The organism is Amycolatopsis sp. NPDC043885 (assembly GCF_056435685.1).
On sequence record NZ_JBWKEA010000001.1, the window covers coordinates 1,424,099 to 1,447,264 of the forward strand.

Consider the following 23,166-nt stretch of genomic DNA (forward strand, 5'->3'; position numbering starts at 1 on the left):
GAGGTATGTGATGACGCAGCCCAGCGCCACCGGCAAGATCGCGATCGCCGCCCCGCCAGAGAAGGTGTACGCCCTGGTCAGCGACCTGGGCGCCCTCGCGGACATGGCCGAGGAGTACGAAGGGCACCGCTGGGTCGGTGCGGCGAAGGAGCCCGCCGTCGGCGCCAAGTTCCGCGGCCGCAACCGCCAGGGGTTCCGCCGCTGGAGCACTCTCTCGACGATCACCGACGCCGACGAGGGCAAGCGGTTCGCGTTCGAGGTGACCACCGTCGCCGGTCTTCCCGTCGCGCGCTGGCAGTACGACATCGAGCCCTCGGGCGACGGCTGCGTGGCCGTCGAAAGCACGTGGGACCGGCGGCCGGGCTGGCTGCGCGGGCCGACGTCGCTGTTCACCGGGGTCTGGAAGCGGGACGACGCCAACCGGGCGAACATCGCCGCGACGCTGGCCCGGCTGAAGGCCGCCGCCGAGTCCGTTCACTCCACGAACCGCGACCAGAACTCGACCTGACGCGGCCCGCCGGACGGCGGCGGGCCCAAGGGCTCGCCACAGAAATCGTGCCGCAGGTACCCCCGCAGGTCGTAGCCGTAGTAGACGATGTCGGTCTGATACACCGACAGCACCGGATATCCCGTGCTCCCGGCGATTCCCGGCAGATACCGGTGCCCGCAGACGGGAACCAGCTGCGGGGCGAGCGCCAGATGCGAGCGGGCCCGCGAAAGCGCGTCGGCGAGGTGATGCGGGCGCATGCCCCAGTCCGGCAGCCAGAAGCCGTTGTGTTCGACGTCGTACAGCACTCCGTCGACCGGCCAGTCCAGGCGTTTCCGCAGCTGGTCGGGGTTGCCGCAGCGCCAGTCGGGCCAGCGGTCGCCGATCGGCACCCCGGCCGAGAGGAAGGTGCGGTGGTCGGCGGCGAACCGGAAGCCGAAGCGGGCTTCGACGTCGTCGAGCTCGGCCTCGCTCAACCCGGGACGCACGGGTTCGGCCAAGCTCGCCTGGAGATCGTGTGCCTCCTCGATGGTGAAGGCGTGCTCAACAGTGGACATGTGTTCGAGCCTAAATTGCCCAACGCGAAGGCGCCTTCTCTTTTAACACCACTCCCTCGTCACCCACATGGGGCTCCTCCCTCGGGGTGAGCTCGCCCTCTCAACGCCTGGACCTCGGAACAGCACGGCCGCGCGTGTAGTTCACTCATGTCGTGACTTCTCCACGAACGCAGTCCCGCGTCCGGGCGCCCGAGCTCGACGGCGACGGGTGGCTCAACACCGGCGGTGAGCGGATCACGCTCGCCGGGCTGCGCGGCCGCGTCGTCCTGCTGGACTTCTGGACCAGTGGCTGCGTCAACTGCCTGCACGTGCTGGACGAGCTGCGCCCGCTGGAGGCCGAGTTCGCCGACGTCCTGGTGACCATCGGCGTGCATTCGCCCAAGTTCCTGCACGAGGGCGAGGCGGCCGCGATCGAGGCCGCCGTGCGGCGCTACGAAGTGCACCACCCGGTGCTCAACGACCCGAAGATGGCCACCTGGTCGCAGTACGCGGTCAAGGCGTGGCCGACGCTGGTCGTCGTCGACCCCGAGGGTTACGTCGTCCACGTCGCCGCCGGTGAAGGGCACGCCGAGGCGCTGCGCCGGGTGATCGCCGACCTCGTCGCCACCCACGAGGCCAAGGGCACGCTGCGCCGCGGCGGCAGCCCGTACGTCCCGGCCGAGGAGAAGCGCACCGAGCTGCGCTTCCCGAGCAAGGCCGTCACCACCGCCGAAGGCCGCATCCTGGTCGCCGACACCGGCAATCACTCCATCGTCGAGTTCGCGTCCGACGGCGAGACGATCATCCGCCGCTTCGGCAGCGGAGAGCGCGGCGCGCAGGACGGGCCGTTCGACCTGGCGAGCTTCACCGAGCCGTCCGGGATCACCCTGTTGCCGTACGAGGTCGCCGAGCGCGCGGGGTACCACGCCGTCGTCGCCGACACGGCCGGTCACCGGCTGCGCGGTATCGACCTGATCACCGGTGAGGTCTCCACTGTCGCCGGCACCGGCCGTCAGTGGCGCGACGGCGTCGACACCGGCAAGGCGCTCGACATCGACCTGACCAGCCCCTGGGACGTCGCCTGGTGGGGACCCGCGGGCGGTGTCGTGGTCGCCATGGCGGGCAACCACACGCTGAGCGTGTTCGAGCCCGTCTCGGGCACCATCCGCCGCTTCGCCGGCACGACCGTCGAAGGCCTGCGTGACGGTGACGTCCACGAAGCGTTCTTCGCGCAGACGTCCGGTCTCACGCCCGACGGACGGAAGCTGTGGCTCGCGGACGCGGAGACGTCGGCGCTGCGCTGGATCCAGCCCGAGGGCGAGACGTTCACCGTGCACACGGCGGTCGGCGTCGACCTGTTCTCCTTCGGGCACGTCGACGGGCCCGCGGACAAGGCGCTCCTGCAACATCCGCTCGGCCTCGCCGTGCTGCCCGGCGACACCATCGCGATCGCCGACACCTACAACGGCGCCATCCGCCGCTACGACCCGCTCACCCGCCGGGTGACCACGCTCGCGACCGGTCTCGCGGAGCCGTCCGGACTGCTCGTGCACGACGGCGAACTTCTGGTCGTCGAGTCGGCGGGAAGCCGCGTCGGTCCGGTGCCGCTCGGTGAGCAGGCGGTGGCCGGGGACGCGCACGCGGTCCGCCGTCCGCCGACCGTGCTGGCACCGGGTGAGCTGGAGTTCTCCGTCGTCTTCACCCCGCCACCGGGTGAGAAGCTCGACGACCGGTTCGGCCCGTCGACGCGGCTGGAGATCAGCGCGTCGCCGCCGGAACTGCTCGCCGACGGCGCCGGGGTGGGCACGGATCTGTTCCGCAAGCTCCGCTTCGCCGAGGGCGTCACCGGCGGGGTCCTTCAGGTCGTCGCGCAGGCCGCCAGCTGTGACGACGGAGGCGAGCACCCCGCGTGCCGCATCACCCGGCAGGACTGGGGCGTCCCGGTGCGGTTCGAAAAGGGCGGAGAAAGCGTGCTGAGCCTGGTCATGGCGGGCGATCCGGGTAAGTAGAGTCGTACTCGTGTCAGATCGGCCGAAACTCGAGATTCAGATGCTGCAGGACAGGGTGCTCGTGAAGCTGTCCCCCGAGGACGGGGAGCGCCGAAGTTCCGGCGGCATCGTCATCCCCGCCACCGCGCAGGTCGCGCGGCGGCTCGCGTGGGGTGATGTACTGGGCGTGGGCAACAGTGTGCGGAACGTCAAGACCGGCGACCGCGTGCTGTTCAACCCGGATGACCAGCACGAGGTCGAGATCCAGGGTGAGGGGCACCTGGTGATGCGGGAACGCGACATCCACGCCGTGGCGACCGAACGGACCGAACACGGCACGGGGTTGTACCTGTAACTCGAGCCACGGGAGGGGCGGTGCGCGAAGACCGTGACGAGCCGGGTGCCGGCCTGTTCACCGACGATCTCCTCCCGGACTCCGACCAGGGCCTGGTGGACGAGCTCTTCGAGGGTGACAGGGTGGTGCATCCGCCGCCCACGCCCGCGTCGAAGTTCCGCCGGGGACTCGGCAAGGCCCTCATGGGCACCGGGGTGCTCATGGGCCTGTTCGTGGTCGCGTACGCGGTCGATCTGATCGTCAGCGCCGGGGACGTCCCGCGCGGCGTCACGGTCGCGGGGATCGACGTCGGCGGCCTCACGCACAAGGAGGCGGAGTCGAAGCTCCGCCGTGAGCTGGAGCCCAGGCTGATCGAGCCGGTGCGGGTGCGGGCCGGCGACGTCCGGACGGTGCTGTACCCGACGTCGTCCGGTCTCGGTCTGGACTGGCCGCAGACGCTGGGGCGCGCCGGTCATCAGCCGCTGAGCCCGTACACGCGGCTGATGTCGTTCTTCAGCAGCCGAGAGGTCGGTGTCGTCACCTGGACCGACGCGCCGAAGCTCGAAAAGGCCGTCTCGGACCTCGCCGCCGCGCAGCTGAACCGCCCGCCGGTCGAGGGGAACATCACGTTCCAGCCCGTCGCGGGCAGCGACGGCGGCGTCGTCGCCACCGCGGTCGAGCCGCGGAACGGGCAGACGCTCGCCGACGTCAAGGAGGCGGTCACCGCGGTCATCGACCGCTGGCTGGGCGACGAAGGTGTCGAGCTGAAGGTGAACGTCGCGCCCGTTAAGGCGACTTCGCCCGGTGTGCACGCCGCGCTCGTCAAGATCGTCGTCCCCGCGGTCGCGAAACCGCTCGTCATCCGCGGCGAGGGCAAGGATGCGACACTGAAACCCGCCACGATCGCGGAGTCCTTCCAGTTCGCCGCGCGCGACGACGGCAACCTCGAAGTCCGCATTGACCAGGGCAAACTGCGCGCCGCCGCGCAGCCTCAGCTCAAGGAGACCGAGACCGACGGGGCGGACGCGCAGATCGTCTTCGTCGGCGACAGGCCGGCGGTGCAGCCGTCGAAGGACGCGCGGAAGATCAACTGGGACCACACGTTCTCGACGCTGACCTCGGTGCTCGCGAAGAGCGAAGAGCGGGAGCTGAAGGCGGTCTACGACGCCAGCAGCCCGGCCGTCAGCACCGACGCGGCGAACGTCCTCGGCATCAACGAGATCATCGGCGAATTCACCACGTCGGGCCTGAGCGGGCCGGCGATGACGAACGTGCAGGCACTGGCGAGCAGGGTCTCGGGCGCCATCGTGAAGCCGAACGAGACGTTCAGCCTCGGCGCGCGGTCCGGAGCGAGGACGGCGGACGCGGGTTACGTCCCCGCTCCGGTGAACGAAGACGGCACCGGGCCGGTCGTGGTCGGCGGCGGTGTCTCCCAGCTCGCGACGACGCTCTACAACGCCGCGTACCTGGCGGGGCTGGCCGATGGCGGGCATCTGGAACACGACCACTACCTCGACCGCTATCCGGTCGCGCGCGACGTGAAGGCGATCAACGACGACGGCTCGCCGGTCGAGCTGCAGATCGTCAACGACGCCCCGACCGGGATCGCGATCCAGGTGATCCCCGCCAACGGTTCGGTGACCGTGCGGATCTGGGGCACCAAACGGTTTTCGGTGCAGAGCGTCGGCGGGGAGAGGCACTCCCACGTCCCCCAGCCCGTGCAGATGGGCTCTGGCCCCGGGTGCGTACCCGATCCCGGCGCGGCCGGGTTCAGCACCTCGGACACCCGCGTGCTCGTCGACGTCGTCACCGGGACGGAGGTCCGCCGGGAGACCCGCAACGCGACCTACTCGCCGCGGGCCGCGATCATCTGCACCTGAGTTCCTGTTGGTGAACCCGCGTCCGCGATCGACGTCGGCAGGGCGGGTTCACGCGTTCGGCCACTTTTCGGAGTACATCTTCAGCTCCGCCATCAGGCTCTGAGGCTCACCGCAGCACCATGCAGCCGCGAGCCTCGAAGTCCGCGAGCCACGACGGCTCCCGCAACTCCTTGTTCCAGCGCAGGTCCAGTTTGTCCAATTTGGACAGCCGGGCGATGGACGACGGCAGCGAAGTGAGCTTGTTCTCGCGCAGGTCCAGCTGACGCAGCTCGTTCAGCTCCCCGAGAGAGGACGGCAGGGAAGTCAGCAGGTTCTTCCGCAGGTGTAGTTCGCGTAACGCGGAAAGCGTCCCGATCGATTCCGGTAGTTCGGTCAACCCGTTGCCGTACAAGCGGAATTCGCGCAACGAGGCCAGCCCGGAGAGGTCTTCCGGAAGTGTGGAGATGCGATTGTCCGTGCAGCCCAGGTATTTCAGCCGTCCGAGCGAGCAGAGCGCGGCGGGGAACTCGGTGAGCCGGTTGTCGCTCACGTAAAGGTATTCCGTCAGCCCGGACAGCTCGCCGAGTTCGTCCGGCAGGGTCGAAAGCTCGTTGTGCCCCAGATCCAGGGTGTGCAGGTTCCGCAGGGCGCCGATCGAGGGCGAGACGGTGGTCAGCCGGTTGGCGGCCAGATTCAGCACACGGAGCCCGGACAGGGACCACAGCTCGTCGGGAACGGACGTCAGCCGGTTGTCGTACAGGTCCAGGTACTCCAGCGAGGCAGGGAGAGGGAGGTCGCGCAGGGAAGTCAGCCCCTGGCCACTGAGATCGAGTCGAGTGGTCACAGGGGCCGACCGTAGCCCCGGTCAGGTCACGGCGCGGTGCCCGCCGCCCTTGACCTTCGCGTAGATGGCGGCCGCGGCGATGACGCCGACGACGGCCGCGCCGACCTGGAAGGCGTGCCGGATCCAGTCGATGCCCGGGGTGTCACGGACACCGAACACACCGGCCAGCCAGTTGCCGATGAAAGCGGCGATGATGCCGACCACGATCGTCAGCCACATCGGGATCTTCTGATCGCCGGACGCCAGCATCCGGCCGATGACACCGAGAATCAGCCCGACCACGATCGTGGTGATGATGCCCCAAAGGCCACCCAACATGGTTCCTCCTTCGCTGGAGATCGATGAGCCCACGGTGACACCGATTCGGGCTCATCGCGCCTCAAGACCCCTTACCGGGTGACACCGCGGCGTCCGTAGAGGTTCGCGGCCAGGGTCACCCCGATACCGGCGATGACGATCTGGGTGATGAGTTCGAGCCAGTCGAAGCCCTTCGTGTCCGCGTAGCCGAGTCCACGGGCGATCGCCGTACCGATGAAGGCGGCGACGATACCGACGATGATGGTCAGCCAGATCGGGATGGACTGCTTGCCGGGGGCGAAGAACCTGCCGAGCACCCCGAGGATCAAACCGACCACGATCGCCGTGATGATGCCGGTGACTGTCATTGAAGACTCCTTTGCCGAGGTCTCCGCCCGCGGGCGGACTCAGCACGGAAATGCCCCCGGAAAACCGCCTCGAAACCACGAAGAGCCCCCTCCGGACCGGAGAGGGCTCTTCGTCACTAAACCGTTTAGAACGCGGCTTCGGGGATCTCCATGAGGCTGTTGTCCGCGGCTTCGACGATCGCGCGGCGCGACGTCAGCTCCGGCAGCACGTTCTTCGCGAAGAACGACGCCACGGCGAGTTTGCCCTCGTAGAACGGGACGTCCTTCGCGGACGCGCCGGCGTCGAGCTTGCCGATGGCGACCTCGGCGTGCTTGATGAGCTGCCAGCCGATGAGCAGGTCGCCGACCGACATCAGCAGGCGGACCGTGTGCTGGCCGACCTTGTTGATGTTCTGCGGGTCTTCCTGCGACGAGGTCAGGTAGCCGATCAGCGAGCCGAGCATGCCCTGGGTGTCTTCCAGCGCCTGCTTGAGCAGGGCGCGCTCGTTCTTGAGCCGCCCGTTGCCGATCTCCGACTCGATGGTCTTCGTGATCTCGCCGGCGACGTAGGCCAGCGAAGCGCCCTTGTCGCGGACGATCTTGCGGAAGAAGAAGTCCAGCGACTGGATGGCCGTGGTGCCTTCGTACAGCGAGTCGATCTTCGCGTCACGGATGTACTGCTCGATCGGGTAGTCCTGCAGGAAGCCCGACCCGCCGAGGGTCTGCAGCGACTGCACGAGCTGCTCGGTCGCGCGCTCGGAACCGACGCCCTTGACGATCGGCAGCAGCAGGTCGTTGACGCCGTGCGCGACCTTCTGCGAGGCCTCGTCGCCCTCGCCGGTCCACACCTGGTCCTGGAAGGTCGCGGTGTAGAGGTACACCGCGCGCAGGCCCTCGGCGTACGCCTTCTGCAGCATCAGCGAGCGGCGGACGTCCGGGTGGTGGGTGATGGTGACGCGCGGCGCCGCCTTGTTCAGCATGTTCGGCAGGTCGGCGCCCTGGACGCGCTCCTTGGCGTACTCGAGCGCGTTGAGGTAACCGGTCGACAGCGTCGCGATGGCCTTCGTGCCGACCATCATGCGGGCGTACTCGATGACCTGGAACATCTGCGCGATGCCGTCGTGCACCTCGCCGAGCAGCCAGCCCTTGGCGGGCGTGCCGTGCTGGCCGAAGGTCAGCTCGCAGGTGGTGGAGGCCTTGATGCCCATCTTGTGCTCGACGTTGGTGACGAAGGCGCCGTTGCGCTCGCCCAGCTCACCGGTCTCGCCGTCGAAGTGGAACTTCGGCACGAGGAAGAGCGAAAGGCCCTTGGTGCCGGGCCTGGTCTCGATGCCGGGGCCCTCGGGGCGGGCCAGCACCAGGTGCATGATGTTCTCGACCATGTCGTTCTCGGCCGAGGTGATGAACCGCTTCACGCCGTCGATGTGCCAGGAGCCGTCCTCCTGCTTGACGGCCTTGGCGCGGCCGGCGCCGACGTCGGAACCGGCGTCGGGCTCGGTGAGCACCATGGTGGCGCCCCAGCCGCGGTCGATCATGATCTGCGCCCAGCGCTTCTGCTCGTCGGTGCCGTTCTTGTCGACGATGCCGGCGAAGTTCGGGCCCGCCATGTACATGAACAGCGGCGCGTTGGCGCCGAGGATCAGCTCGGCCGCGGCCCACTGCACGGTCGGGGGCAGGCCGAAGCCGCCCAGCTCGTTCGGCAGGCCCAGCCGCCACCATTCGCCGTCCATCAGCGCCTGGTAGCTCTTCTTGAACGACTCGGGGATCTTCACCGAGAAGGTCTTCGGGTCGTACACCGGCGGGTTGCGGTCCGCGTCGGCGTACGAGTCGGCGAGGGGACCGGAAGCGAGCTTGTTCAGCTCGGTCAGCACGCCGCGGGCGGTCTCCTCGTCGGATTCCGCGAGGACGCCCTTGCCGAGGCGGTCCTGCACGCCGAGTACCTCGAAGAGGTTGAACTCCAGGTCTCGGACGTTGCTCTTGTAGTGGCCCATTTCGTCACTCCAATGTGTTCGGCTCCCCGGCCGGGCACACGTCCCCTACTCGCCGGTAACTTCAGGATATTACCTGTGGGTAACCGGCGGCAAGTGAATGGCCACTGTTGTGATGTGTAAATCAGCAATACGGGGGGGCTCAGCGGGAGGACGGCGCGATCGAAGTGGTCGTGGGCGGCTCGACCGGCGTGTGCGCGTCGTCCGGGTTCGTGACCAGGATGCCGGAGCGGAACGCGATCGTCACCGCGTGTGTCCGGTCGCGGGCCGAAAGCTTGCGCAGGATGCTCTTGACGTGCGTCCGCACGGTTTCCACGGACAGGAACAGGATCTTCGCGATCCCGGAGTTCTCCAGCCCTTCCGCCACCAGTTGCAGGACCTGGTACTCGCGGCGGGACAGCGGCATCAGGCCGCGCGCGGTCGCCGGTTTGGGGGCGTCGCCCGGCTTCGGGAGCACGGGCTGGCGTTTCGGCCGCGCGGTCAGCGCCGCCAGCGTCGGGTCGATGTAGCGGCGGTCGCTGTGCGCGCGCCGGATCGCCTCGGTCAGGTGCCGCCCGTCGGTCGCCCGCGGCACGATCGCGTGCACGCCCGCCGCGATCGCCGCGGCGAGGTACTGCTGGGTGCGGTTGGTGTCTCTGATCATCGTGATGATGACCAGGGCCGGGTCGCCGCCGCTGAGCAGGCGGGACAGGTGGCAGTTCGGGTCGAGCGCCGAATCCAGCACGATGACGTCCGGTTTGAGCTGTTCGCACAGTTGGAGCGCCGCGTGATGGCTGGTCGCGTGCCCGAGCCACTGCAGGCCCGGCGTGCGGTGGACCAGCGAGCTCAGGCCCTCGCAGAAGATCGGGATCGGATCGACGGCGGCCACGCCGAGTCCGCGGCCGCCTGGTGACAGTCCGCCAGGCCTGCCGGCCTGTGTTCGGTTCGGCTCGATGGTTCGCATCACGGACCCCTCCGTTTTCCTGCCCCGCCATCTCCGGACGAGAGGACTCGAAAGCCCATTCGGTGACCACCGCCCCCCGGCGTGGTCACCCTCGTCAACCGGTCCCCCCTGCGGGACCGGACAGAGATGACACCTCGTAACTATTACGAGTCAGTAGGTCGGAGCACGTGACGCGATATCCCCCTCATAGATGTATCGCCCCGTCGCGGCAAACTCTGCGTATCAGCTGGTTGTGGATCTCTTGCTCAAATGAGCCCGCCGAGGGCGGAACTTGACATGTTCGCTACTCAGAGTGGACTTCGGTGCGAAGGCGGCCGAATTCGTCTCCGAGTGCCGCGGGCGTCCAATGCGCGTTCAGCCCGCTGGGATTGGGAAGGACCCAGACCCGTGCCTCGCCGATCTCGCCGTCCTGCGGGCCGATCTTCGCCTTCGGCAGTCCGAACGCCGTCCGGAAGGCCGTGATCCCGACCACGGCGAGCCAGCGTGGCCGGTATTCGGTGACCCTCGCCGCGAGGAGGCGCCCGCCTTCACGGAATTCGTCCGGGGTCAGCTCGTCGGCCCGCGCCGTCGTCCGCGCGACGACGTTCGTGATGCCCAGGCCGAGGCCGAGCAGCTCGTGCTGCTCGCTGGGGTCGAGCAGGCGCGGGGTGAAGCCGCCGCGGTACAAGGCGGGCCAGAACCGGTTCCCCGGCCTGGCGAAGTGCAGGCCGAGCGCGCCCGAGTAGAGGCCCGGGTTGATCCCGCAGAACAGCACGTCCAGATCGGGCGCGATGACGTCTTCGATGGTCTTGCCGTAGGCGGCGGCAAGCTCGTCCTTGGTCGGCTTGGTCCTCACCCCGCCAGTTTCCGGCACGCTGGCGGGTATGGAGCAGGGGGCGTTCACGGCCGACGGCTGTGATCCCGGACATCCGGTGGTCGCGCGCATGTCGCGCCCGGTGGCCGGGGTGCGCGTCGAGTGGCATCCGCGGGAGTGGTTCGAGTCCGTCCGTGACGCCCAGGGCGGCAGGCTCGGCGAGGTCGAGGCTGGCTGGACTCGGAGACGCCGGCTACCGCCCTGGCCAGGGCAGACCTGACCTTTGAGCGCTGGTGTACCGGCGACCGGACCTGGTTCTCGGCGACCCCGGCGTGACCTGGGACACCCGCATTCGTCTCAAGGGGTGGTCAAGTCACCACGATATGCGTACTGTTTGTGATCTCGCACACAAGGTCGTCTTCGAGGAGGCGTTTTGCAGCTCTCGCTCATCCTCGGCCTGGTCGCGTTGATCTTCGTGGTGGCCACCGTGCTGGTGATCGCGGAAGACCGGCGGGCCGCGCGGCGCGCGGCCCAGCGACGGCAGGCGAGGCTAGCGGACCTGGGCGAGGTCGACCCGCTCGCCACGCAGCGGCTGCATCTCGATCGTTGAGGGAACGGGCTTCCGCACGAGGCTGAGCAGCAGTGTCCCGGCGATCCAGCCGAGCATCGCGCCACCGGTGTTGTTGAGCAGGTCGTCGACGTCGAAGATCCGGTAGACGTAGGGCGCGGTGCCGAAGTTCGCGGTCAGCTGCGTGATCTCGATCAGCAGCGACACGGCGAGCCCGATCAGCGTCGTGCCGATGAGGCCGCGCTTCCAGAGCGTACTGGTGAAGAAGCCGAGCGGGACGAACAGCAGCACGTTCATGGTGGCCTGCTGGAAGGTCTGGGTGGTGAACCAGTCGGCCATCGGCAGCCCGTGCTTGAGCAGTTCGGTGTGGATGTCGGTGACCCACTGGAACGGGTGCGGCTGCACGGTCTGACTCAGCCGTTTGACGCCGGGGCCGGGCAGCGGCAGGAAGGTCACCGCCAGGGTCATGGTGGTGTAGAGCAGCACGGCGGCCATGGTCAGGACGGGACGAAGCCGCACCCGGCCGTACCGCGCGTGCAGGACGATCAGCTGCGGGATCAGTACCGTCGCCCAGAGCGCGAAGAAGCCGATCAAGCCGTACTGCAGGGCGGTGACCTGTGCGTTCGTCATGACCACGACGTTATGGATCATGCGGGTGCGGCCACTTCGGTCGAAGGGCCGCCGCTGCCGGTGGCGGATCGGCCGAGTGGCCGACCCCGATCTTGGCCGATCGGCGATATTCGTTCCCTGATCCGCCGGTGGACGTGGGATTCTGCCCGGATGGTGCTCGTTCGACGGCTCATCCCCGCGGACCTCGACGTCTTCCGTGAGGTCCGCCTGCGTGCCCTGACGGACACGCCCGAGAACTACGGCTCGATCGCCGCGGCCGAACGCGCGCAATCCGACGAGGAGTGGCTCGCGAAACTGACCGGGGACGTCTGGTTCGCCGCCTTCGACGACGGGCGTCCGGTGGGTCTCGTCGCCGGTCGGGCGCGGGACGACGGCTGGATCCTCTACTCGATGTGGGTCGCGCCCGAAGCCCGTCGCCGGGGGGTGGGCACCAAGCTGATGGGTGAAGTGCGGTCGGCCGCCGAGGAAGGCGGTGCGCGCGAGGTGTGGCTGCACGTCGCGGAGGACAACGACCACGCGCGGCGGCTGTACCTGCGGCTGGGATTCATCGCGACGGGGGAACTGGAGCCGATGCCGAACGACGTCACCCGGCGGCGCGAACGTCTTTATCTGCCTGTCGCCGTGTGACGTTTGCCTATCGTCCTGCTTTCTGCCCTGGTGAAGGTCAAATCCGCAAGGCAGACTCCTCCGCCGTGCGAATCGGAGGAAGCATGAAACTCTCTGCCCGGCTGGCCGTGGTCGCCGGCGCCGCGCTGACCGCGCTGGCCGCCGTCGCCGCGCCCGCGTCCGCCACGTCGGCGACCACCGACGTCCGGCTGATCACCTTCAACGACCTGCACGGCAACCTCGAACCGCCGTCCGGTTCGAGCGGCCGTGTCACGCTGCCCGACGGCACGACCGTCAACGCGGGCGGCGCCGCCTACCTCGCGACGCACCTGAAGAAGCTTCGCGGCGAGGCGCGCAACTCTGTCGTCCTGTCGGCAGGTGACAGCATCGGCGCATCGCCGGTGATCTCGGCGCTGTTCCACGACGAGCCGACCGTCGCACTGCTGAACCAGCTCGGTGTCGAAGCTTCCGTGGTGGGCAATCACGAATTCGACGAGGGTCTCGAGGAACTCCGCCGGATGCAGCACGGCGGCTGCCACCCGACCGACGGTTGCCAGTTCCGCGAGTCCTTCAAGGGCGCGAACTTCCCCTTCCTCGGGTCCAATGTGTACTACGAGAACGGCTTCCCGGTGTTGCTGCCGTTCAGCATCGAGTTCTCCGGCGGCGTCCCGATCGGCGTCATCGGCGCGACGCTGAAGGATCTGCCGCAGGTCGTCACCCCGGAGGCGATCAAGGGCCTGAAGTTCGGCGAAGAGGTCCAAGCCATCGACCGCACCGCCAAGCTGCTCGACCTGGTCGGGGTCAAGGCACAGGTCGTGCTGCTGCACCAGGGCGACAACTCCGAGACCGCCGGTCCGGACGAATGCAAGGTCAAACCGGGCGCGGCGACCGCGATCGCACAGAAGGTGACGTCCACAGTGGACGCCATCTTCACCGGGCACAGCCACCAGCAGTACAACTGCGTGATCAACGACCCTGCCGGCAATCCGCGCCCGGTGATCCAGGGCGCGTCGTTCGGGCGCCTGCTCTCGGTCGTCGACCTGAAGATCGACCGCCGCACCCTGGACGTCGTCCGGGGCGAAACCAAGGCGCACAACCAGATCGTCACCCACGACGTCAAGCCGGATCGCGACGTGCAGGACCTGATCGACGAGGCCAAGACCAAGGCCGCGCCGATCGCGAACAAGGCGGTCGGCACCATCACCGCGGACCTGAGCGCCAAGGGCGCCGCCTCCGGCGAGTCGCCGCTCGGCGACGTCATCGCGGACGCCCAGCTCGAAGCCACGAAGTCGAACGGCGCGCAGATCGCCATGACGAACCCGGGCGGAATCCGCACGGACTTCACCTACGCGTCGTCACCCGCCGGCGAAGGCGACGGTGTCGTGACCTACGGCGAGGCGTTCGCCGTGCAGCCGTTCGCGAACATCATGCAGACGATCACGCTCACCGGGGCGGACTTGAAGAACGTGCTCGAACAGCAGTGGCAGGCCAACGGGGTCGTGCGGATCCTGCAGATCTCGAAGTCACTGAAGTACTCGTACTCGGCGTCTGCGGCACAGGGGTCACGCGTCTCGAACCTGACGCTCGACGGCACGCCGATCGACCCGGCGGCGTCGTACCGCGTTTCGGTGAACAACTTCCTCGCCGCCGGCGGGGACGGCTTCACCGAGTTCACGAAGGGGACCAACCTGTCGGGTGGTCCAGTGGACCTGGACGCGCTGATCGCGTACTTCGGTGCGCACCCGGGTATCGCTCCGCCCGCCGCGGACCGGATCACCGTCCTGCCGTAGCCCTCGCGAGTGCCATGAAAGGTCCCTTCCTTGCGAAATTTGCGAGGAAGGGACCTTTCATGGCGTCTACGGGGTGGTTTTGTCAGTGACCCAGGGCACAATGGCCGCCATGACGACCTGGGAAGAAGTCGTGGAACTGGCGGGCAGGCTGCCTGAGGTCGAGGAGTCCACGTCGTACCGCACGCCGTCGCTCAAGGTCGCGGGCAAGAGCTTCGCCCGGCTGCGCACCGAGGCCGAGGGCGGGCTGATGCTGCTGTGCGAGCACGCGGAGAAGGAGGCCCTGCTGGCCTCCGGCGAACCCGCGTACTTCACCACGCCGCATTACGACGGCTACGGCGCGATCCTCGTCGACCTGGAGAAGGTCGAGAAGACGCAGCTGCGCGAACTCATCGAGGAGGCCTGGCGGATGAAGGCGCCCGCCAGGCTCACGAAAGGACTGAACGACTAGCGGAGTTCCCCTTCGAGCAGGCTCATGAGGTACTCGTCGTGCCACTGGCCGTTCTGGCCGCGGAACGACTGCCGATGCCTGCCGTCCACCTGGAATCCGAGCTTCTTGTAGACGTGGATCGCGGCCTCGTTGTCGACCACGACCCACAGCGCGATCATGTGCAGCCGCATCATGTCGAAGCCGTAGCGGCAGAGCGTGCGCATGGCATCGGTGCCGTAGCCGCCGCCCCAGTGGTCCTTCTCGCCGAGGTAGATGTCGAGTTCCGCGCGGCCTCCTTCCGGCGTGGCGTCGCGCAGGGTGCAGGTGCCGATCAACGTGCCGACGGCCAGGCTCTCGATCGCGAAGTTCACCTGGCTGAAGCTGTTGGGCTTCCGGTGGGCGAAGCGCTCGCGGATCTGGGCGAGGGATTCCGGGTGGTCCGCGGTCAGCCAGCGCGTGACCTCCGGGTCGTTGTGCCAGCGCCACAGCGTGTCCGCGTCCTCGGGTTCCAGTGGGCGCAAGCGGATCAGTTCACCGGTCAGCATCGTCCATCCCAAAGATCGGTATCGGACTTTCCAGACTATTGGGCGACACCCGCGAGCAGCCACCGCTTAACGGGGACTTCCAGCAGCACCCTGGCGCCGAACGGCTCGATCTCCTCGCCTGCCGCCCAGCCGTCGTACTTCGCCGCCAGCGCCTCGAGAACGTCCGCGCGCAGCGTTCCGCGATGGACTCGTACCAGGCCTTCGGCGACAACCGGCGCGTCACCGTCTTCCAGCGCGAGACTGACGCGCGGATCGTTGCCGACGTTGCGCACCTTCACGTTCCGCTCGCCGCTGCCGATCCAGAAGACGTCGTCGAGGTACACGAACCACACCGGCGTGACGTGCGGCGATCCGTCCGCCCGGAGCGTGCACAACCAGGCGTTGCGCTCCCGCGCGAGACGTTCGATAAGCGATTGGTCACGTTTCACCTGGTCAGCCTGCCCGAAAGCTAGGGTGCCGGGCGTATGAAGGTCCACCAGTACTGCTACTTCGCCTTGAAGAGCGAAACCGTGTCCGCCGGGGAGATCACCGCGCGGCTCGGCATGGAGCCCGACGAGGTCCTGGTACTGGGTTCGCGGTCCGCCGAACACCGGTTGCCGCGGATGCACGCCTGGAAGGTGACGCATCGCGGTCCGGAACCGGTCGACGACCAGATCGAGAGCGTGATCGGCAGGCTCGCCCCCGTCCGCCCGGAAATCCGGAGGCTGGTGGACGAAGGCGCGAGCGCGGTGCTGCAAGTGGTGCGCTACTTCCATCACCGGGACGGCGGCGAGGAATTCGGCTGGCATCTCTCGCCCGCCGTCATCGCGTTCCTCACCGAAGCCGCCGCCGCGCTCGACGTCGACGAGTACGACCTCAGCGAATGACCTTCCGCCGGTCCGGTGCGCGGCGGGAACGCCGAAGATGGTGGGATGGTGCCCCACAGCCGGACAACCCCGTTGGGAGCCCAGCATGTCGAGCGAGAACTGGCCGCTGAGTCAGGATCCCGAGTCGCCGGTGATCATCTCCCGGTCGCTGGTGGAGGACCCGTCGAACCTCGCGTTCGTCGTCCTCGACGACGACGGTGACTGGTTCATCAGCGACGGCAACGAGTTCTCCGAGGACATGGAGGAGAACAAGGACGCGTTCGGCGCGCTGCCCCTGCGGGACGCGGTGGAGCTCATCCCGGAGATCGCCGCGCTGGCCGGCCTCCCCACCGGCATGGCCGCCGACTGGGATCCGGAACGGCGCACGTGGCTGCTGAGCTCGGTCGCCGACTCGGACGACGACGAGGAAGACCTCCTGGTGCGCGCCGCCCGCCTCGCCGCGTGGACGCATCCGGGCTCGCCGCTGGAAGAAGTCCACGTGAGCACCGAACTCGCCGAGATCTCCACCGACCCCGCCGCCCCGGCCCGCGCCGTGCGCCAGGTCGTCCGCGAGGCCGACGGCAGCTGGCTGCTCGTCGGCTTCCAGGTGCCGGAGAACGAGGACTTCGAGGTCGAAGCCCTCGAAATGGAGCACGCCGTCACCCTGTACCCGGACGTCGCCCTGGTGCTGAGCGCCGCGCCCGGCCAGGTGTACGACCGGCCGAGCGCCGGCGCCCCCTGGGAACTCGTCGAAGGCTGACCCTCAGCCGAAGTCGCAGTACATGACGTGCAGCCCGATGCGCCCCAGCGTCGGGTGCTCGAACGCGCCCGGCACCGTGCCGACGATCTCGAACCCGAGCCGTTCGTAGATCCGGACCCCGGCCACGTTCGATTCGGCGACCGCGTTGAACTGCATCCCCGCGAAACCCTGCTCCCTGGCCCACCGCAGAGCGTTCGCGCACAGCGCACCGCCGATGCCCTTGCCGCGAACTTCCTTGTCCACCATGAAACTGGCCGTCGCCACATGCGACCCGGGTCCGCCGCGGTTCGGCCCCATCTTGGCCGTCCCGAACACGCGGCCGCCCTCGACCGCGACCACCGTCCGGCCCGGCGGCGTCTGGATCCAGCTCGCGCGCGCGGCGTCCTCGGTGAGGTTCGGGTCGTAGGTGTACGTGTCCGCGGCCCGCACGACTTCGCGCACGATCGGCCAGACCTGCACCCAGTCCTCTTCGGTGAATTCCCGGATCTCCATACCCGGCAAGGTAACAACGCTGGGAAATCAACAACCGGTCCGGCGGTTCTGCCGCCATCGCCAGACGAAGTCGGAAAGCAAGAGCAGGCCGGCGACCGTCAAACCCGAGCCGATCCAGATCCGCGTCGAGCCGGATTCCCGCTCGACGCGGATCCCCGGCGGCAATCCGGCCGCGATCCCGTCGATCTTGGCCTGGACAGAACGATGGTCGAAAACGCTCAGATCGCCGTCTTCCGCCAACGTGGCCAGCAAGCGGCGAACCTCGTCGTTCTGCTCGCGGGAGAAACCGGGGAATTCCATCGAGGCGTCCCGGAGCACTCCCGGACCCATACATCTCAGCGGTTCCCTGTGGACGCGTCGAGATATTGCCCTGTCGCCCCGCATTCGTCACCCGCCTTGGCGAAAACGACGGTGTACGGCCCAGGGGTGCTGCCCGTGTTCAAGCCGACGATGAGGAAGATCCCGCCGACCAGGAGGAGCGGAAGGAACAGCGACCCGGCCAGCACGGTCAGCAAGGCCGCCGTACTGTCGCTCGACATTTTCCGCACGCGCCAGAAGCTAGCCGCTCAGCGAGGGACGGTCCCCGGCTTCGGCTCAGGTCGCGACAGGGCCGGTGACGCGGGACTGTGTGGATTTTGGGACATCTGACGTCCCGAAATCCACACAGTCACCAGTCCTGAGGCAAAAGGCGTTCTCTGAAGCCAACCTGGACCAAACGATCGTAAGCCTCGGCGACGTTGTTCGGGATGTCCTGCTGGACAGCGAAACCGCGCTCGGCATAGACGGTGATCCGTTGCGTGTCACCGACGAGCATGGTGATGACGCGGTCCACGTCGCCGATGCTCGCGACGTAGTCATCCAGCGGCAACGGTCGGGAAGCGCAGATGACGTCGACCTCTGGCCAGAGCTTCTTGCAGGTCGCGTAAGCGCGCCGCTGCTGGTACGGCCGCGAGATGAGAACGACCGACCCGACCTCACGAGACTCCAACAGCCGACGCGTGAGCGCGATGTTGTCCCCCGTGTTCCGTGCCTCGGGCTCGACCAGGATGGCGTCGTCCGGCACGCCCAGCTCAAGTGCGTGTTCGCGGTAGTGCACTGCCTCGCCGCGAGGGAACCGTTCGACAGTGGTCGGCGCGTTCGCCCCGGTGAAGACCATGAGCGGGAACATCCCGGCGTGGAACAGTTCCGCGACGTAGGTGGCGACGCCGAGGTCGTGGCTGCCGAGTCCGATCTCGACGTCGGCGGGCCGGAGTTCGTGGTGCATGTCGTGGTAGTCCCAGAGCGTCTGGACGTCGGCGCGAAGATCGTCCGGCAAGGTCTCGGTCATCGAGTACTCCGAGGCAAAGCGAAAGCCCCAGGTCTACAGTGGACATCCACTGACCTGGGGCTTTCGCATCTGAGCGGATGACGGGAATCGAACCCGCGTATTCAGCTTGGGAACCAGGGTGATCATGCTGGAAAGTGCCCCTGACCTGCGGGCGGCGCTTGCTGGGGGTGGCCGCGATTGACCGTGGTTGACCCCTCTGAATGGCCCGTTAATGGCCCAACGCGCCCCGCCTCTACCTGCGTCTTTGTGCCTGTTCGCTCCGCTTCCCTCGCCCCTGCCGCCTCTAGCGCCGGGTCGGTCGTGTCAAGGCACGCTTTCCCGCCTTGATGCGACCGGCACGGTGTTAGACGCTGAGCAGCGAGGGACACCCGGTGACCACTGCCACGCGGCCAGGTGGGTCGGGTGATCTGGCTGTCTTGCTCCGTGGGTCTCCATTGGCGGCGGCGCGCAGCGCGGTGCTGCATCTTCGGCGGGCTCGCCCGGCGGCGCCTGCCGGAGCGGAGCGGGAGGCCGGCGTCCGCCATGGGGCGAAGCCCGCCGTACGGGCGGTGACGTGCGCGCCGCCGGTGGCGGCGCCTTGATCCCATAGAGCCAAGTTCGGCAAGGAACATTCGGTATGTAGGTGGAACGCCCTTAGTGAGTTCTCGGTGGCTGTCTCCGCGAGCGTGATCGCTACCATGCTCACAAAGCGACAGGCCGGAGGCGGCGAACTGGAAACCTGCTTGGCTTGGTTCATCTGGCCGGTCGCTTCTTGTTCAGCCTGTGACGTCTCGAAAAGGGTCTCGTCACTGAGACTTGCGTGAGCTCCTGTTGCAAACCGGGATCCGGCGGGCATACTTACGTGCGCTGATGGAAGCCCGAGAATTCTTTAACGGGAAGGGGGGTGACATGTGGAGTCTTAACATAGCCGACCTCGTCAGCTTTGTGGCGTTCATTATAACAATCTGGCAAATTCGTCGTGCGGCGTCAATTGCGCAAACCGCAAAAGACGCAGTTGAGTCAGCGTCCATGCGAGCAATAATATATCAGCTTTTACTTTTGGCTCCAAGCTTTGAACGATGTGAATCTCAGCTGGAGGCTGCTGCGATGGGCGATGATAAAGAACTGGTCTTGAATGGCATTAGAGAATGGCGAAGGTTGTCTGCGGAAATATTGGGATTGTTGAGTGAATCTAATGGCCAGCACGCTCCTTTGATTGCAGGTCTCCAGGAAGCGGCAGTTCTGATAACGGCCGCCAAGAAACGCATTATGGCGTCAGAGGCAGGTGAGCTTCTGAAGAATACGGAGAAACTGAGAGAGTCCGCCTCTGAGGTTACCGGCCTGGTGGTAACCTTGGCATCACAAATTAAAACGAACCTAAAGCCGTTAGAAGTTGCGTCGACACAGGCTGGGAAGTGAAATTTATGGACTTTGATCAGAAGTTCAAAGAGCTGGTGGACCGACTCGCGTATGGGACGGAATCTGGCAGTCTGTCATGGGGTTTAACCGATAGGCCGTCTGCATATGTCGTCGACTTAGCTAACTACAATGTAATGGTTGCAACGGTTGACGATGACGGAGAGGCGCCATTTGAACTGACTATCTTTGCGTCGACCGGTGAAATAATTGATCAGTTTAAGGCGACAGCTGAGGAACGCAGGCTCAATCTACTGCTGGGGCCGCTGCATAACGCGGCTAGAAGGAATGCGGTCGGCGTTGACCGTGTTGTAGACCAGCTTCTTGGCGAATTGCGAGAGCGACCTCGGTCGGATGAACCTCCATTTTAGTCCATGGCCCTGGGTGCTGGTAGGAGGATCTTGTTCACCTTGGCTATATAAGGCGCTCTATGAAGCCCGCTCGGGTTAAGCGATCGTATGCGGCCAAGATTTTACTTGGAATCTCTTGTGGGACTGCGAAGCCGCGTTCGGCGTAGACCGTGATGCGCTGGGTGTCGCCGACCAGCATGTTGATGACGCGGTGCACGTCGCCAATGCTCTCGATGTATTCGTCCAAAGGCAGCGGCCGCGAAGCGCAGATGACGTCCACTTCGGGCCAGAGCTTCTTGCAGGTCGCGTAGGCGCGTCGCTGCTGGTACGGCCGCGAGATGAGGACGACAGACTTGACCTCGATGTCGCGTGACTCCAGTAGGGCGCGAGTGAGCGTGATGTTGTCCCCGGTGTTCCGTGCCTCGGGCTCGACCAGGATGGCGTCATCGGGTACGCCCAGCTCAAGCGCATGTTCGCGGTAGTGCACCGCCTCGCCGCGCGGGAAGCGTTCGACGGTGGTCGGGGCGTTGGCCCCGGTGAAGACGATGAGCGGGAACATTGCAGCGTGGAACAGTTCCGCGGTGAAGGTCGCGACCCCGAGATCGTGGCTTCCGAGTCCGATCCCGACGTCGGCGGGCCGGAGTTCGTGGTGCATGTCGTGGTAGTCCCAGAGCGTCTGGACGTCGGCGCGGAGGTCGTCCGGCAGGGTGGTCGAACGCTCGGGCATCTGGGTCTCCGGGTCAGTCGGGGATCTTGAAAGTGTAGGTCCAGGAGAACCGGCTTGCGGCGTGCACGCCTCGTGCGAACTCGACCACGCGGCCGTCCTCGGTGTACGTGCGGCGTTGCAGGACCATGACGGGTTCGCCTGCGGGCAGTTCGAGCTGTTCCGCCTCGTCGGGCGTCGGCATCCGCGCGTAGAAGGTCTCGGTCATGGTGTCCGGCTCAAGACCTTGCAGGGTGAGGACCAGAAACCCGCCGCCTCGTCCGGCTGGGCCGGGGGTTGGGTCGACGATGGGGGTGCCTTCGACGTCGGCGGGCCGGTAGTAGCTGGTGAGTACGTGGGTGGGCTGGCCGGCGTCCTTGACCAGTCGTGCCCGCTCGTAGACGGGTGATCCGACGATGACACCGAGGGCGTCGGCGACCTCTCGGTCAGCTTCGATCTTGGCGACGGTCTGCGTCTGGTCGGTCGGCTTCCAGTCTCGGCCGGACGCTTCACGGTCTGCGACGAAGGCGACGGTATCGCCGTACTTCCACTTGCTCTTCGCGTACCGATCCCTGCCCAGGCGCTTCATGGGCGGGCGTGCACGAACGACTGTCCCGCGTCGTCTGATCGGCGTGACCAGTCCTTCGGCTTCGAGGACCCCAACGGCCTTGCGAACGGTGTTGACGTTGACGTCGTACTCGTCGGCAAGTTCGTCTTGCTTGGGCAGCGTGGTGTCCGGGGCGTAGTCGCCCCGCTGGATCGCGTCTCGCAGGATCGCGGCCAGCTCGCGGTAGCCAGTGCCCACCTGGTCCTCCTTCGTCGGTCGATAACGCTAGCGGTATCACCCCATCATGGTCTACGGAGCCCGATAGAGATAGTTCTATTGACAACTGGCACGGCGAAGCGCTTAATAGAACTACCTCTAACAGGTGCAAGCCCGGTAGGGCTCCAGAGACGACAGGAGACAGACGACATGGCGATCGCCAAGGGACACCGTTTCGAGATCGACTTTGATGCCGCGTTCCCGCTGGGGCTGGTGATGGTCGGAGAGGTCGCGCCGGACAACGAGTACCAGTCGCGGGAAGACCGCTCCGCAGGCCGACCTGTTCGTCAGCGGGTCGACGAAGTGACGGGCAAGCGGCAGTGGAAGGCCACGGTCACCGACCCGAGCGAGACCAACTCCAAGCGCGCGTCCTACGACGTTACGTTCCTGGCCGATGTGCAGCCAGTGCCGACCACGTCGGAGGTGCTGCCGGGTATGCGGCCGATCGAGCTGGAGGGCCTGACGGCTGAGCCGAAGGTGGCTGGTCAGGGCGAGTTCAAGTACCAGTCCTACGTATTCCGCGCGACCGGTTTCAAGGCTGCGGCATCGGGTGGTGCATCCAAGTCGGGCCGTGCCTCCAACACTGCCGAGTCCACGCCCAAGGCGGCGTGATGACGGGCCGGGTGCCTGGCAGTCAGGGCGTGGCCGTGGTTCCACCGCACCTGGTCCAGAGCTGGGAGACGGCGTATCGCCACTACAGCGCGATGACGCAACGGACCGCACAAGGTGGGGATGCCTTGGCGGCGCATGACATGGCCGTCGCTTCCTTCGCGGTGGCAACTGCGTGGCGGGAGCTGGCGGCTCAGGGTCAGTTGCCGTGGTGGGTGCTGGCTGCGGTGTCGGCGGCGGCCGAGGGGTTCGAGGAGAACGCGCGGTCCTGGGAGATCCGTGCATACAGCGAGGAAGGGCAGGTCCGTGGCGTTCAACGCGATGTGGAAGCCGGGACGGCAGGCGGTCGCGGGGATGCAGGGGTTTGGTTCGGCGAACCCGGCGCTGGTGATCTACCTGGATCCGGACAGCCTGGCGATCCTGCCGCCGTCCGATCCGGCCGCGTGGCCGGAGTTCATCCGGCTCCTTCGCCAAATCCGCGACAGCGCGGACGAACTGGCCGTGTTCCTCGGCAAACACACGACGGTGCGCGATGACGACACCCGGCCGGAATGAACCCCAAACCCTCCGAGACGCGCACGCGGTCGCCTCGGCCCGCAGGCCGAAGCCGGGGTCGAACCTGGAGACGTGGCTGAAGTTCCACCAGACCAACGCGCGCATGTACCGCGCTGTGTCTGATGTGGACCGAGGACATCACCACGAACTTCGTTACTGGGTGGGCTATGAGGAGCGGAAGGCCGAGGAGGTGGCCGCGCAGATCCAAAAGGGCAAGTCGCAAGTCAGCTAGAAACTGAATGACAGAGCGAAAAACGCACGCGGGGACGTGCGGCGTACAAACACGTCCTCACACGCTTCCCTTGTCTCGTAAGGCGCAGAACCG

The 23,166-nt window shown here is 66.8% G+C and carries 31 protein-coding genes; 15 read left to right on the forward strand and 16 right to left on the reverse strand.

Translation table 11 applies throughout. From position 1 onward, the window contains the following. The first annotated feature begins 10 nt into the window (after window positions 1-10). Window positions 11-508, forward strand: a complete 498-nt coding sequence (locus tag AC069I_RS07090) for an SRPBCC family protein (RefSeq protein ID WP_478264991.1) — start codon at window positions 11-13, stop codon at window positions 506-508. Here AC069I_RS07090 and AC069I_RS07095 read toward each other — a convergent pair. Continuing rightward, window positions 475-1,044 (reverse strand): hypothetical protein, encoded by a 570-nt coding sequence (locus AC069I_RS07095; protein WP_478224060.1) that lies wholly within the window; start codon window positions 1,042-1,044, stop codon window positions 475-477. The two genes, AC069I_RS07090 and AC069I_RS07095, sit on opposite strands and share 34 nt — an antisense overlap. A gap of 152 nt (window positions 1,045-1,196) precedes the next feature. Between AC069I_RS07095 and AC069I_RS07100 the strand changes: the two genes are divergently transcribed. The 3 genes from AC069I_RS07100 to AC069I_RS07110 are packed head-to-tail and all read left to right on the forward strand — an operon-like array spanning window position 1,197 to window position 5,225. Next, window positions 1,197-3,032 (forward strand): NHL domain-containing thioredoxin family protein, encoded by a 1,836-nt coding sequence (locus AC069I_RS07100; RefSeq protein ID WP_478224061.1) that lies wholly within the window; start codon window positions 1,197-1,199, stop codon window positions 3,030-3,032. A 40-nt stretch (window positions 3,033-3,072) separates the two neighbouring features. Next, window positions 3,073-3,366 (forward strand): GroES family chaperonin, encoded by a 294-nt coding sequence (locus tag AC069I_RS07105; RefSeq protein ID WP_007032412.1) that lies wholly within the window; start codon window positions 3,073-3,075, stop codon window positions 3,364-3,366. A gap of 20 nt (window positions 3,367-3,386) precedes the next feature. After that, on the forward strand, window positions 3,387-5,225 hold the full coding sequence (locus AC069I_RS07110) for a VanW family protein (RefSeq protein ID WP_478264992.1): 1,839 nt from the start codon (window positions 3,387-3,389) through the stop codon (window positions 5,223-5,225). A 106-nt stretch (window positions 5,226-5,331) separates the two neighbouring features. On the opposite strand, the gene AC069I_RS07115 is transcribed toward AC069I_RS07110, so the two are convergent. The 6 genes from AC069I_RS07115 to mug form a co-directional block, all read right to left on the reverse strand. Then, window positions 5,332-6,048 (reverse strand): leucine-rich repeat domain-containing protein, encoded by a 717-nt coding sequence (locus AC069I_RS07115; protein ID WP_478230981.1) that lies wholly within the window; start codon window positions 6,046-6,048, stop codon window positions 5,332-5,334. A gap of 21 nt (window positions 6,049-6,069) precedes the next feature. Beyond that, window positions 6,070-6,366, reverse strand: coding sequence for a GlsB/YeaQ/YmgE family stress response membrane protein (locus AC069I_RS07120; protein ID WP_037307283.1), 297 nt, complete (start codon window positions 6,364-6,366; stop codon window positions 6,070-6,072). A 71-nt stretch (window positions 6,367-6,437) separates the two neighbouring features. Further along, window positions 6,438-6,713 carry a GlsB/YeaQ/YmgE family stress response membrane protein gene (locus tag AC069I_RS07125; RefSeq protein WP_340686134.1) on the reverse strand — a complete coding sequence of 92 codons (276 nt, stop codon included), beginning with the start codon at window positions 6,711-6,713 and terminating at the stop codon, window positions 6,438-6,440. Between the two features lie 125 nt (window positions 6,714-6,838). Next, window positions 6,839-8,683, reverse strand: coding sequence for an acyl-CoA dehydrogenase (locus AC069I_RS07130; protein WP_478224066.1), 1,845 nt, complete (start codon window positions 8,681-8,683; stop codon window positions 6,839-6,841). A gap of 139 nt (window positions 8,684-8,822) precedes the next feature. Further along, window positions 8,823-9,623 (reverse strand): response regulator transcription factor, encoded by an 801-nt coding sequence (locus AC069I_RS07135; protein WP_478224455.1) that lies wholly within the window; start codon window positions 9,621-9,623, stop codon window positions 8,823-8,825. 283 nt (window positions 9,624-9,906) lie between these two features. After that, window positions 9,907-10,458, reverse strand: a complete 552-nt coding sequence (mug, locus tag AC069I_RS07140; RefSeq protein ID WP_478264993.1) for a G/U mismatch-specific DNA glycosylase — start codon at window positions 10,456-10,458, stop codon at window positions 9,907-9,909. A gap of 28 nt (window positions 10,459-10,486) precedes the next feature. On the opposite strand from mug, the gene AC069I_RS07145 reads away from it, so the two are divergent. Then, complete coding sequence (locus tag AC069I_RS07145) at window positions 10,487-10,696, forward strand: hypothetical protein (protein ID WP_478264994.1); 210 nt, start codon at window positions 10,487-10,489, stop codon at window positions 10,694-10,696. Between the two features lie 153 nt (window positions 10,697-10,849). Beyond that, complete coding sequence (locus tag AC069I_RS07150) at window positions 10,850-11,026, forward strand: hypothetical protein (RefSeq protein ID WP_192747174.1); 177 nt, start codon at window positions 10,850-10,852, stop codon at window positions 11,024-11,026. On the opposite strand, the gene AC069I_RS07155 is transcribed toward AC069I_RS07150, so the two are convergent. Next, window positions 10,967-11,614, reverse strand: coding sequence for a VanZ family protein (locus AC069I_RS07155; protein WP_478264995.1), 648 nt, complete (start codon window positions 11,612-11,614; stop codon window positions 10,967-10,969). The genes AC069I_RS07150 and AC069I_RS07155 overlap by 60 nt on opposite strands. Window positions 11,615-11,764: 150 nt before the next feature. On the opposite strand from AC069I_RS07155, the gene AC069I_RS07160 reads away from it, so the two are divergent. The 3 genes from AC069I_RS07160 to AC069I_RS07170 all read left to right on the forward strand — a co-directional run bounded on the left by AC069I_RS07160 (window position 11,765) and on the right by AC069I_RS07170 (window position 14,458). Next, on the forward strand, window positions 11,765-12,241 hold the full coding sequence (locus AC069I_RS07160) for a GNAT family N-acetyltransferase (protein ID WP_478224070.1): 477 nt from the start codon (window positions 11,765-11,767) through the stop codon (window positions 12,239-12,241). Between the two features lie 83 nt (window positions 12,242-12,324). Continuing rightward, entirely contained in the window at window positions 12,325-14,010 is a 1,686-nt protein-coding gene (locus AC069I_RS07165) for a bifunctional metallophosphatase/5'-nucleotidase (RefSeq protein WP_478264996.1), read from the forward strand. A 109-nt stretch (window positions 14,011-14,119) separates the two neighbouring features. Next, window positions 14,120-14,458 carry an MmcQ/YjbR family DNA-binding protein gene (locus AC069I_RS07170; protein ID WP_478264997.1) on the forward strand — a complete coding sequence of 113 codons (339 nt, stop codon included), beginning with the start codon at window positions 14,120-14,122 and terminating at the stop codon, window positions 14,456-14,458. Here AC069I_RS07170 and AC069I_RS07175 read toward each other — a convergent pair. Together AC069I_RS07175 and AC069I_RS07180 are read right to left on the reverse strand one after the other, a co-directional pair. Beyond that, window positions 14,455-14,982 carry a GNAT family N-acetyltransferase gene (locus AC069I_RS07175; protein WP_478224074.1) on the reverse strand — a complete coding sequence of 176 codons (528 nt, stop codon included), beginning with the start codon at window positions 14,980-14,982 and terminating at the stop codon, window positions 14,455-14,457. The two genes, AC069I_RS07170 and AC069I_RS07175, sit on opposite strands and share 4 nt — an antisense overlap. A gap of 35 nt (window positions 14,983-15,017) precedes the next feature. Next, window positions 15,018-15,410, reverse strand: a complete 393-nt coding sequence (locus AC069I_RS07180; RefSeq protein ID WP_478224076.1) for a pyridoxamine 5'-phosphate oxidase family protein — start codon at window positions 15,408-15,410, stop codon at window positions 15,018-15,020. Window positions 15,411-15,446: 36 nt separating this feature from the next. On the opposite strand from AC069I_RS07180, the gene AC069I_RS07185 reads away from it, so the two are divergent. Then, complete coding sequence (locus AC069I_RS07185) at window positions 15,447-15,848, forward strand: DUF4279 domain-containing protein (RefSeq protein ID WP_478224078.1); 402 nt, start codon at window positions 15,447-15,449, stop codon at window positions 15,846-15,848. An 85-nt stretch (window positions 15,849-15,933) separates the two neighbouring features. Further along, entirely contained in the window at window positions 15,934-16,587 is a 654-nt protein-coding gene (locus tag AC069I_RS07190; RefSeq protein WP_478224080.1) for a hypothetical protein, read from the forward strand. Window positions 16,588-16,590: 3 nt separating this feature from the next. On the opposite strand, the gene AC069I_RS07195 is transcribed toward AC069I_RS07190, so the two are convergent. The 4 genes from AC069I_RS07195 to AC069I_RS07210 all read right to left on the reverse strand — a co-directional run bounded on the left by AC069I_RS07195 (window position 16,591) and on the right by AC069I_RS07210 (window position 18,406). After that, the gene (locus AC069I_RS07195) at window positions 16,591-17,079 is read right to left on the reverse strand and encodes an N-acetyltransferase family protein (protein ID WP_478230973.1); all 489 of its coding nucleotides are present in this window, start codon (window positions 17,077-17,079) and stop codon (window positions 16,591-16,593) included. A 27-nt stretch (window positions 17,080-17,106) separates the two neighbouring features. Then, on the reverse strand, window positions 17,107-17,379 hold the full coding sequence (locus AC069I_RS07200; protein ID WP_478224084.1) for a hypothetical protein: 273 nt from the start codon (window positions 17,377-17,379) through the stop codon (window positions 17,107-17,109). Between the two features lie 35 nt (window positions 17,380-17,414). Further along, window positions 17,415-17,627, reverse strand: a complete 213-nt coding sequence (locus AC069I_RS07205; RefSeq protein ID WP_478224086.1) for a hypothetical protein — start codon at window positions 17,625-17,627, stop codon at window positions 17,415-17,417. Window positions 17,628-17,746: 119 nt separating this feature from the next. Continuing rightward, window positions 17,747-18,406 (reverse strand): YdcF family protein, encoded by a 660-nt coding sequence (locus AC069I_RS07210; protein ID WP_478264998.1) that lies wholly within the window; start codon window positions 18,404-18,406, stop codon window positions 17,747-17,749. A gap of 849 nt (window positions 18,407-19,255) precedes the next feature. On the opposite strand from AC069I_RS07210, the gene AC069I_RS07215 reads away from it, so the two are divergent. Further along, window positions 19,256-19,804 carry a hypothetical protein gene (locus AC069I_RS07215; protein ID WP_478264999.1) on the forward strand — a complete coding sequence of 183 codons (549 nt, stop codon included), beginning with the start codon at window positions 19,256-19,258 and terminating at the stop codon, window positions 19,802-19,804. A gap of 411 nt (window positions 19,805-20,215) precedes the next feature. Here AC069I_RS07215 and AC069I_RS07220 read toward each other — a convergent pair whose 3' ends face one another. Both AC069I_RS07220 and AC069I_RS07225 read right to left on the reverse strand, forming a co-directional pair. After that, window positions 20,216-20,878 (reverse strand): YdcF family protein, encoded by a 663-nt coding sequence (locus tag AC069I_RS07220; protein ID WP_478265000.1) that lies wholly within the window; start codon window positions 20,876-20,878, stop codon window positions 20,216-20,218. Between the two features lie 13 nt (window positions 20,879-20,891). Continuing rightward, a complete protein-coding gene (locus tag AC069I_RS07225; protein WP_478265001.1) occupies window positions 20,892-21,659 on the reverse strand; it encodes a GntR family transcriptional regulator in 768 nt (255 codons plus the stop codon). Window positions 21,660-21,827: 168 nt separating this feature from the next. On the opposite strand from AC069I_RS07225, the gene AC069I_RS07230 reads away from it, so the two are divergent. From AC069I_RS07230 to AC069I_RS07240, 3 genes are all read left to right on the forward strand, one after another. Next, on the forward strand, window positions 21,828-22,289 hold the full coding sequence (locus tag AC069I_RS07230; protein ID WP_101611406.1) for a hypothetical protein: 462 nt from the start codon (window positions 21,828-21,830) through the stop codon (window positions 22,287-22,289). A gap of 303 nt (window positions 22,290-22,592) precedes the next feature. Further along, window positions 22,593-22,841, forward strand: coding sequence for a hypothetical protein (locus AC069I_RS07235; RefSeq protein ID WP_478265002.1), 249 nt, complete (start codon window positions 22,593-22,595; stop codon window positions 22,839-22,841). Continuing rightward, window positions 22,819-23,073, forward strand: a complete 255-nt coding sequence (locus AC069I_RS07240; protein WP_276365249.1) for an AMED_5909 family protein — start codon at window positions 22,819-22,821, stop codon at window positions 23,071-23,073. Before AC069I_RS07235 ends, AC069I_RS07240 begins: the two co-directional genes overlap by 23 nt. Window positions 23,074-23,166 lie beyond the last annotated feature (93 nt).

Coding starts and splice junctions, on each gene's coding strand:
- AC069I_RS07090 (WP_478264991.1), top strand. CDS start 11: ATGACGCAGCCCAGCGCCACCGGCAAGATCGCGATCGCCGCCCCGCCA.
- AC069I_RS07095 (WP_478224060.1), bottom strand. CDS start 1,044: ATGTCCACTGTTGAGCACGCCTTCACCATCGAGGAGGCACACGATCTC.
- AC069I_RS07105 (WP_007032412.1), top strand. CDS start 3,073: ATGCTGCAGGACAGGGTGCTCGTGAAGCTGTCCCCCGAGGACGGGGAG.
- AC069I_RS07120 (WP_037307283.1), bottom strand. CDS start 6,366: ATGTTGGGTGGCCTTTGGGGCATCATCACCACGATCGTGGTCGGGCTG.
- AC069I_RS07125 (WP_340686134.1), bottom strand. CDS start 6,713: ATGACAGTCACCGGCATCATCACGGCGATCGTGGTCGGTTTGATCCTC.
- AC069I_RS07130 (WP_478224066.1), bottom strand. CDS start 8,683: ATGGGCCACTACAAGAGCAACGTCCGAGACCTGGAGTTCAACCTCTTC.
- AC069I_RS07135 (WP_478224455.1), bottom strand. CDS start 9,623: ATGCGAACCATCGAGCCGAACCGAACACAGGCCGGCAGGCCTGGCGGA.
- AC069I_RS07145 (WP_478264994.1), top strand. CDS start 10,487: ATGGAGCAGGGGGCGTTCACGGCCGACGGCTGTGATCCCGGACATCCG.
- AC069I_RS07155 (WP_478264995.1), bottom strand. CDS start 11,614: ATGACGAACGCACAGGTCACCGCCCTGCAGTACGGCTTGATCGGCTTC.
- AC069I_RS07160 (WP_478224070.1), top strand. CDS start 11,765: ATGGTGCTCGTTCGACGGCTCATCCCCGCGGACCTCGACGTCTTCCGT.
- AC069I_RS07165 (WP_478264996.1), top strand. CDS start 12,325: ATGAAACTCTCTGCCCGGCTGGCCGTGGTCGCCGGCGCCGCGCTGACC.
- AC069I_RS07170 (WP_478264997.1), top strand. CDS start 14,120: ATGACGACCTGGGAAGAAGTCGTGGAACTGGCGGGCAGGCTGCCTGAG.
- AC069I_RS07175 (WP_478224074.1), bottom strand. CDS start 14,982: ATGCTGACCGGTGAACTGATCCGCTTGCGCCCACTGGAACCCGAGGAC.
- AC069I_RS07185 (WP_478224078.1), top strand. CDS start 15,447: ATGAAGGTCCACCAGTACTGCTACTTCGCCTTGAAGAGCGAAACCGTG.
- AC069I_RS07190 (WP_478224080.1), top strand. CDS start 15,934: ATGTCGAGCGAGAACTGGCCGCTGAGTCAGGATCCCGAGTCGCCGGTG.
- AC069I_RS07195 (WP_478230973.1), bottom strand. CDS start 17,079: ATGGAGATCCGGGAATTCACCGAAGAGGACTGGGTGCAGGTCTGGCCG.
- AC069I_RS07200 (WP_478224084.1), bottom strand. CDS start 17,379: ATGGAATTCCCCGGTTTCTCCCGCGAGCAGAACGACGAGGTTCGCCGC.
- AC069I_RS07210 (WP_478264998.1), bottom strand. CDS start 18,406: ATGACCGAGACCTTGCCGGACGATCTTCGCGCCGACGTCCAGACGCTC.
- AC069I_RS07215 (WP_478264999.1), top strand. CDS start 19,256: ATGGAAGCCCGAGAATTCTTTAACGGGAAGGGGGGTGACATGTGGAGT.
- AC069I_RS07220 (WP_478265000.1), bottom strand. CDS start 20,878: ATGCCCGAGCGTTCGACCACCCTGCCGGACGACCTCCGCGCCGACGTC.
- AC069I_RS07230 (WP_101611406.1), top strand. CDS start 21,828: ATGGCGATCGCCAAGGGACACCGTTTCGAGATCGACTTTGATGCCGCG.
- AC069I_RS07240 (WP_276365249.1), top strand. CDS start 22,819: ATGACGACACCCGGCCGGAATGAACCCCAAACCCTCCGAGACGCGCAC.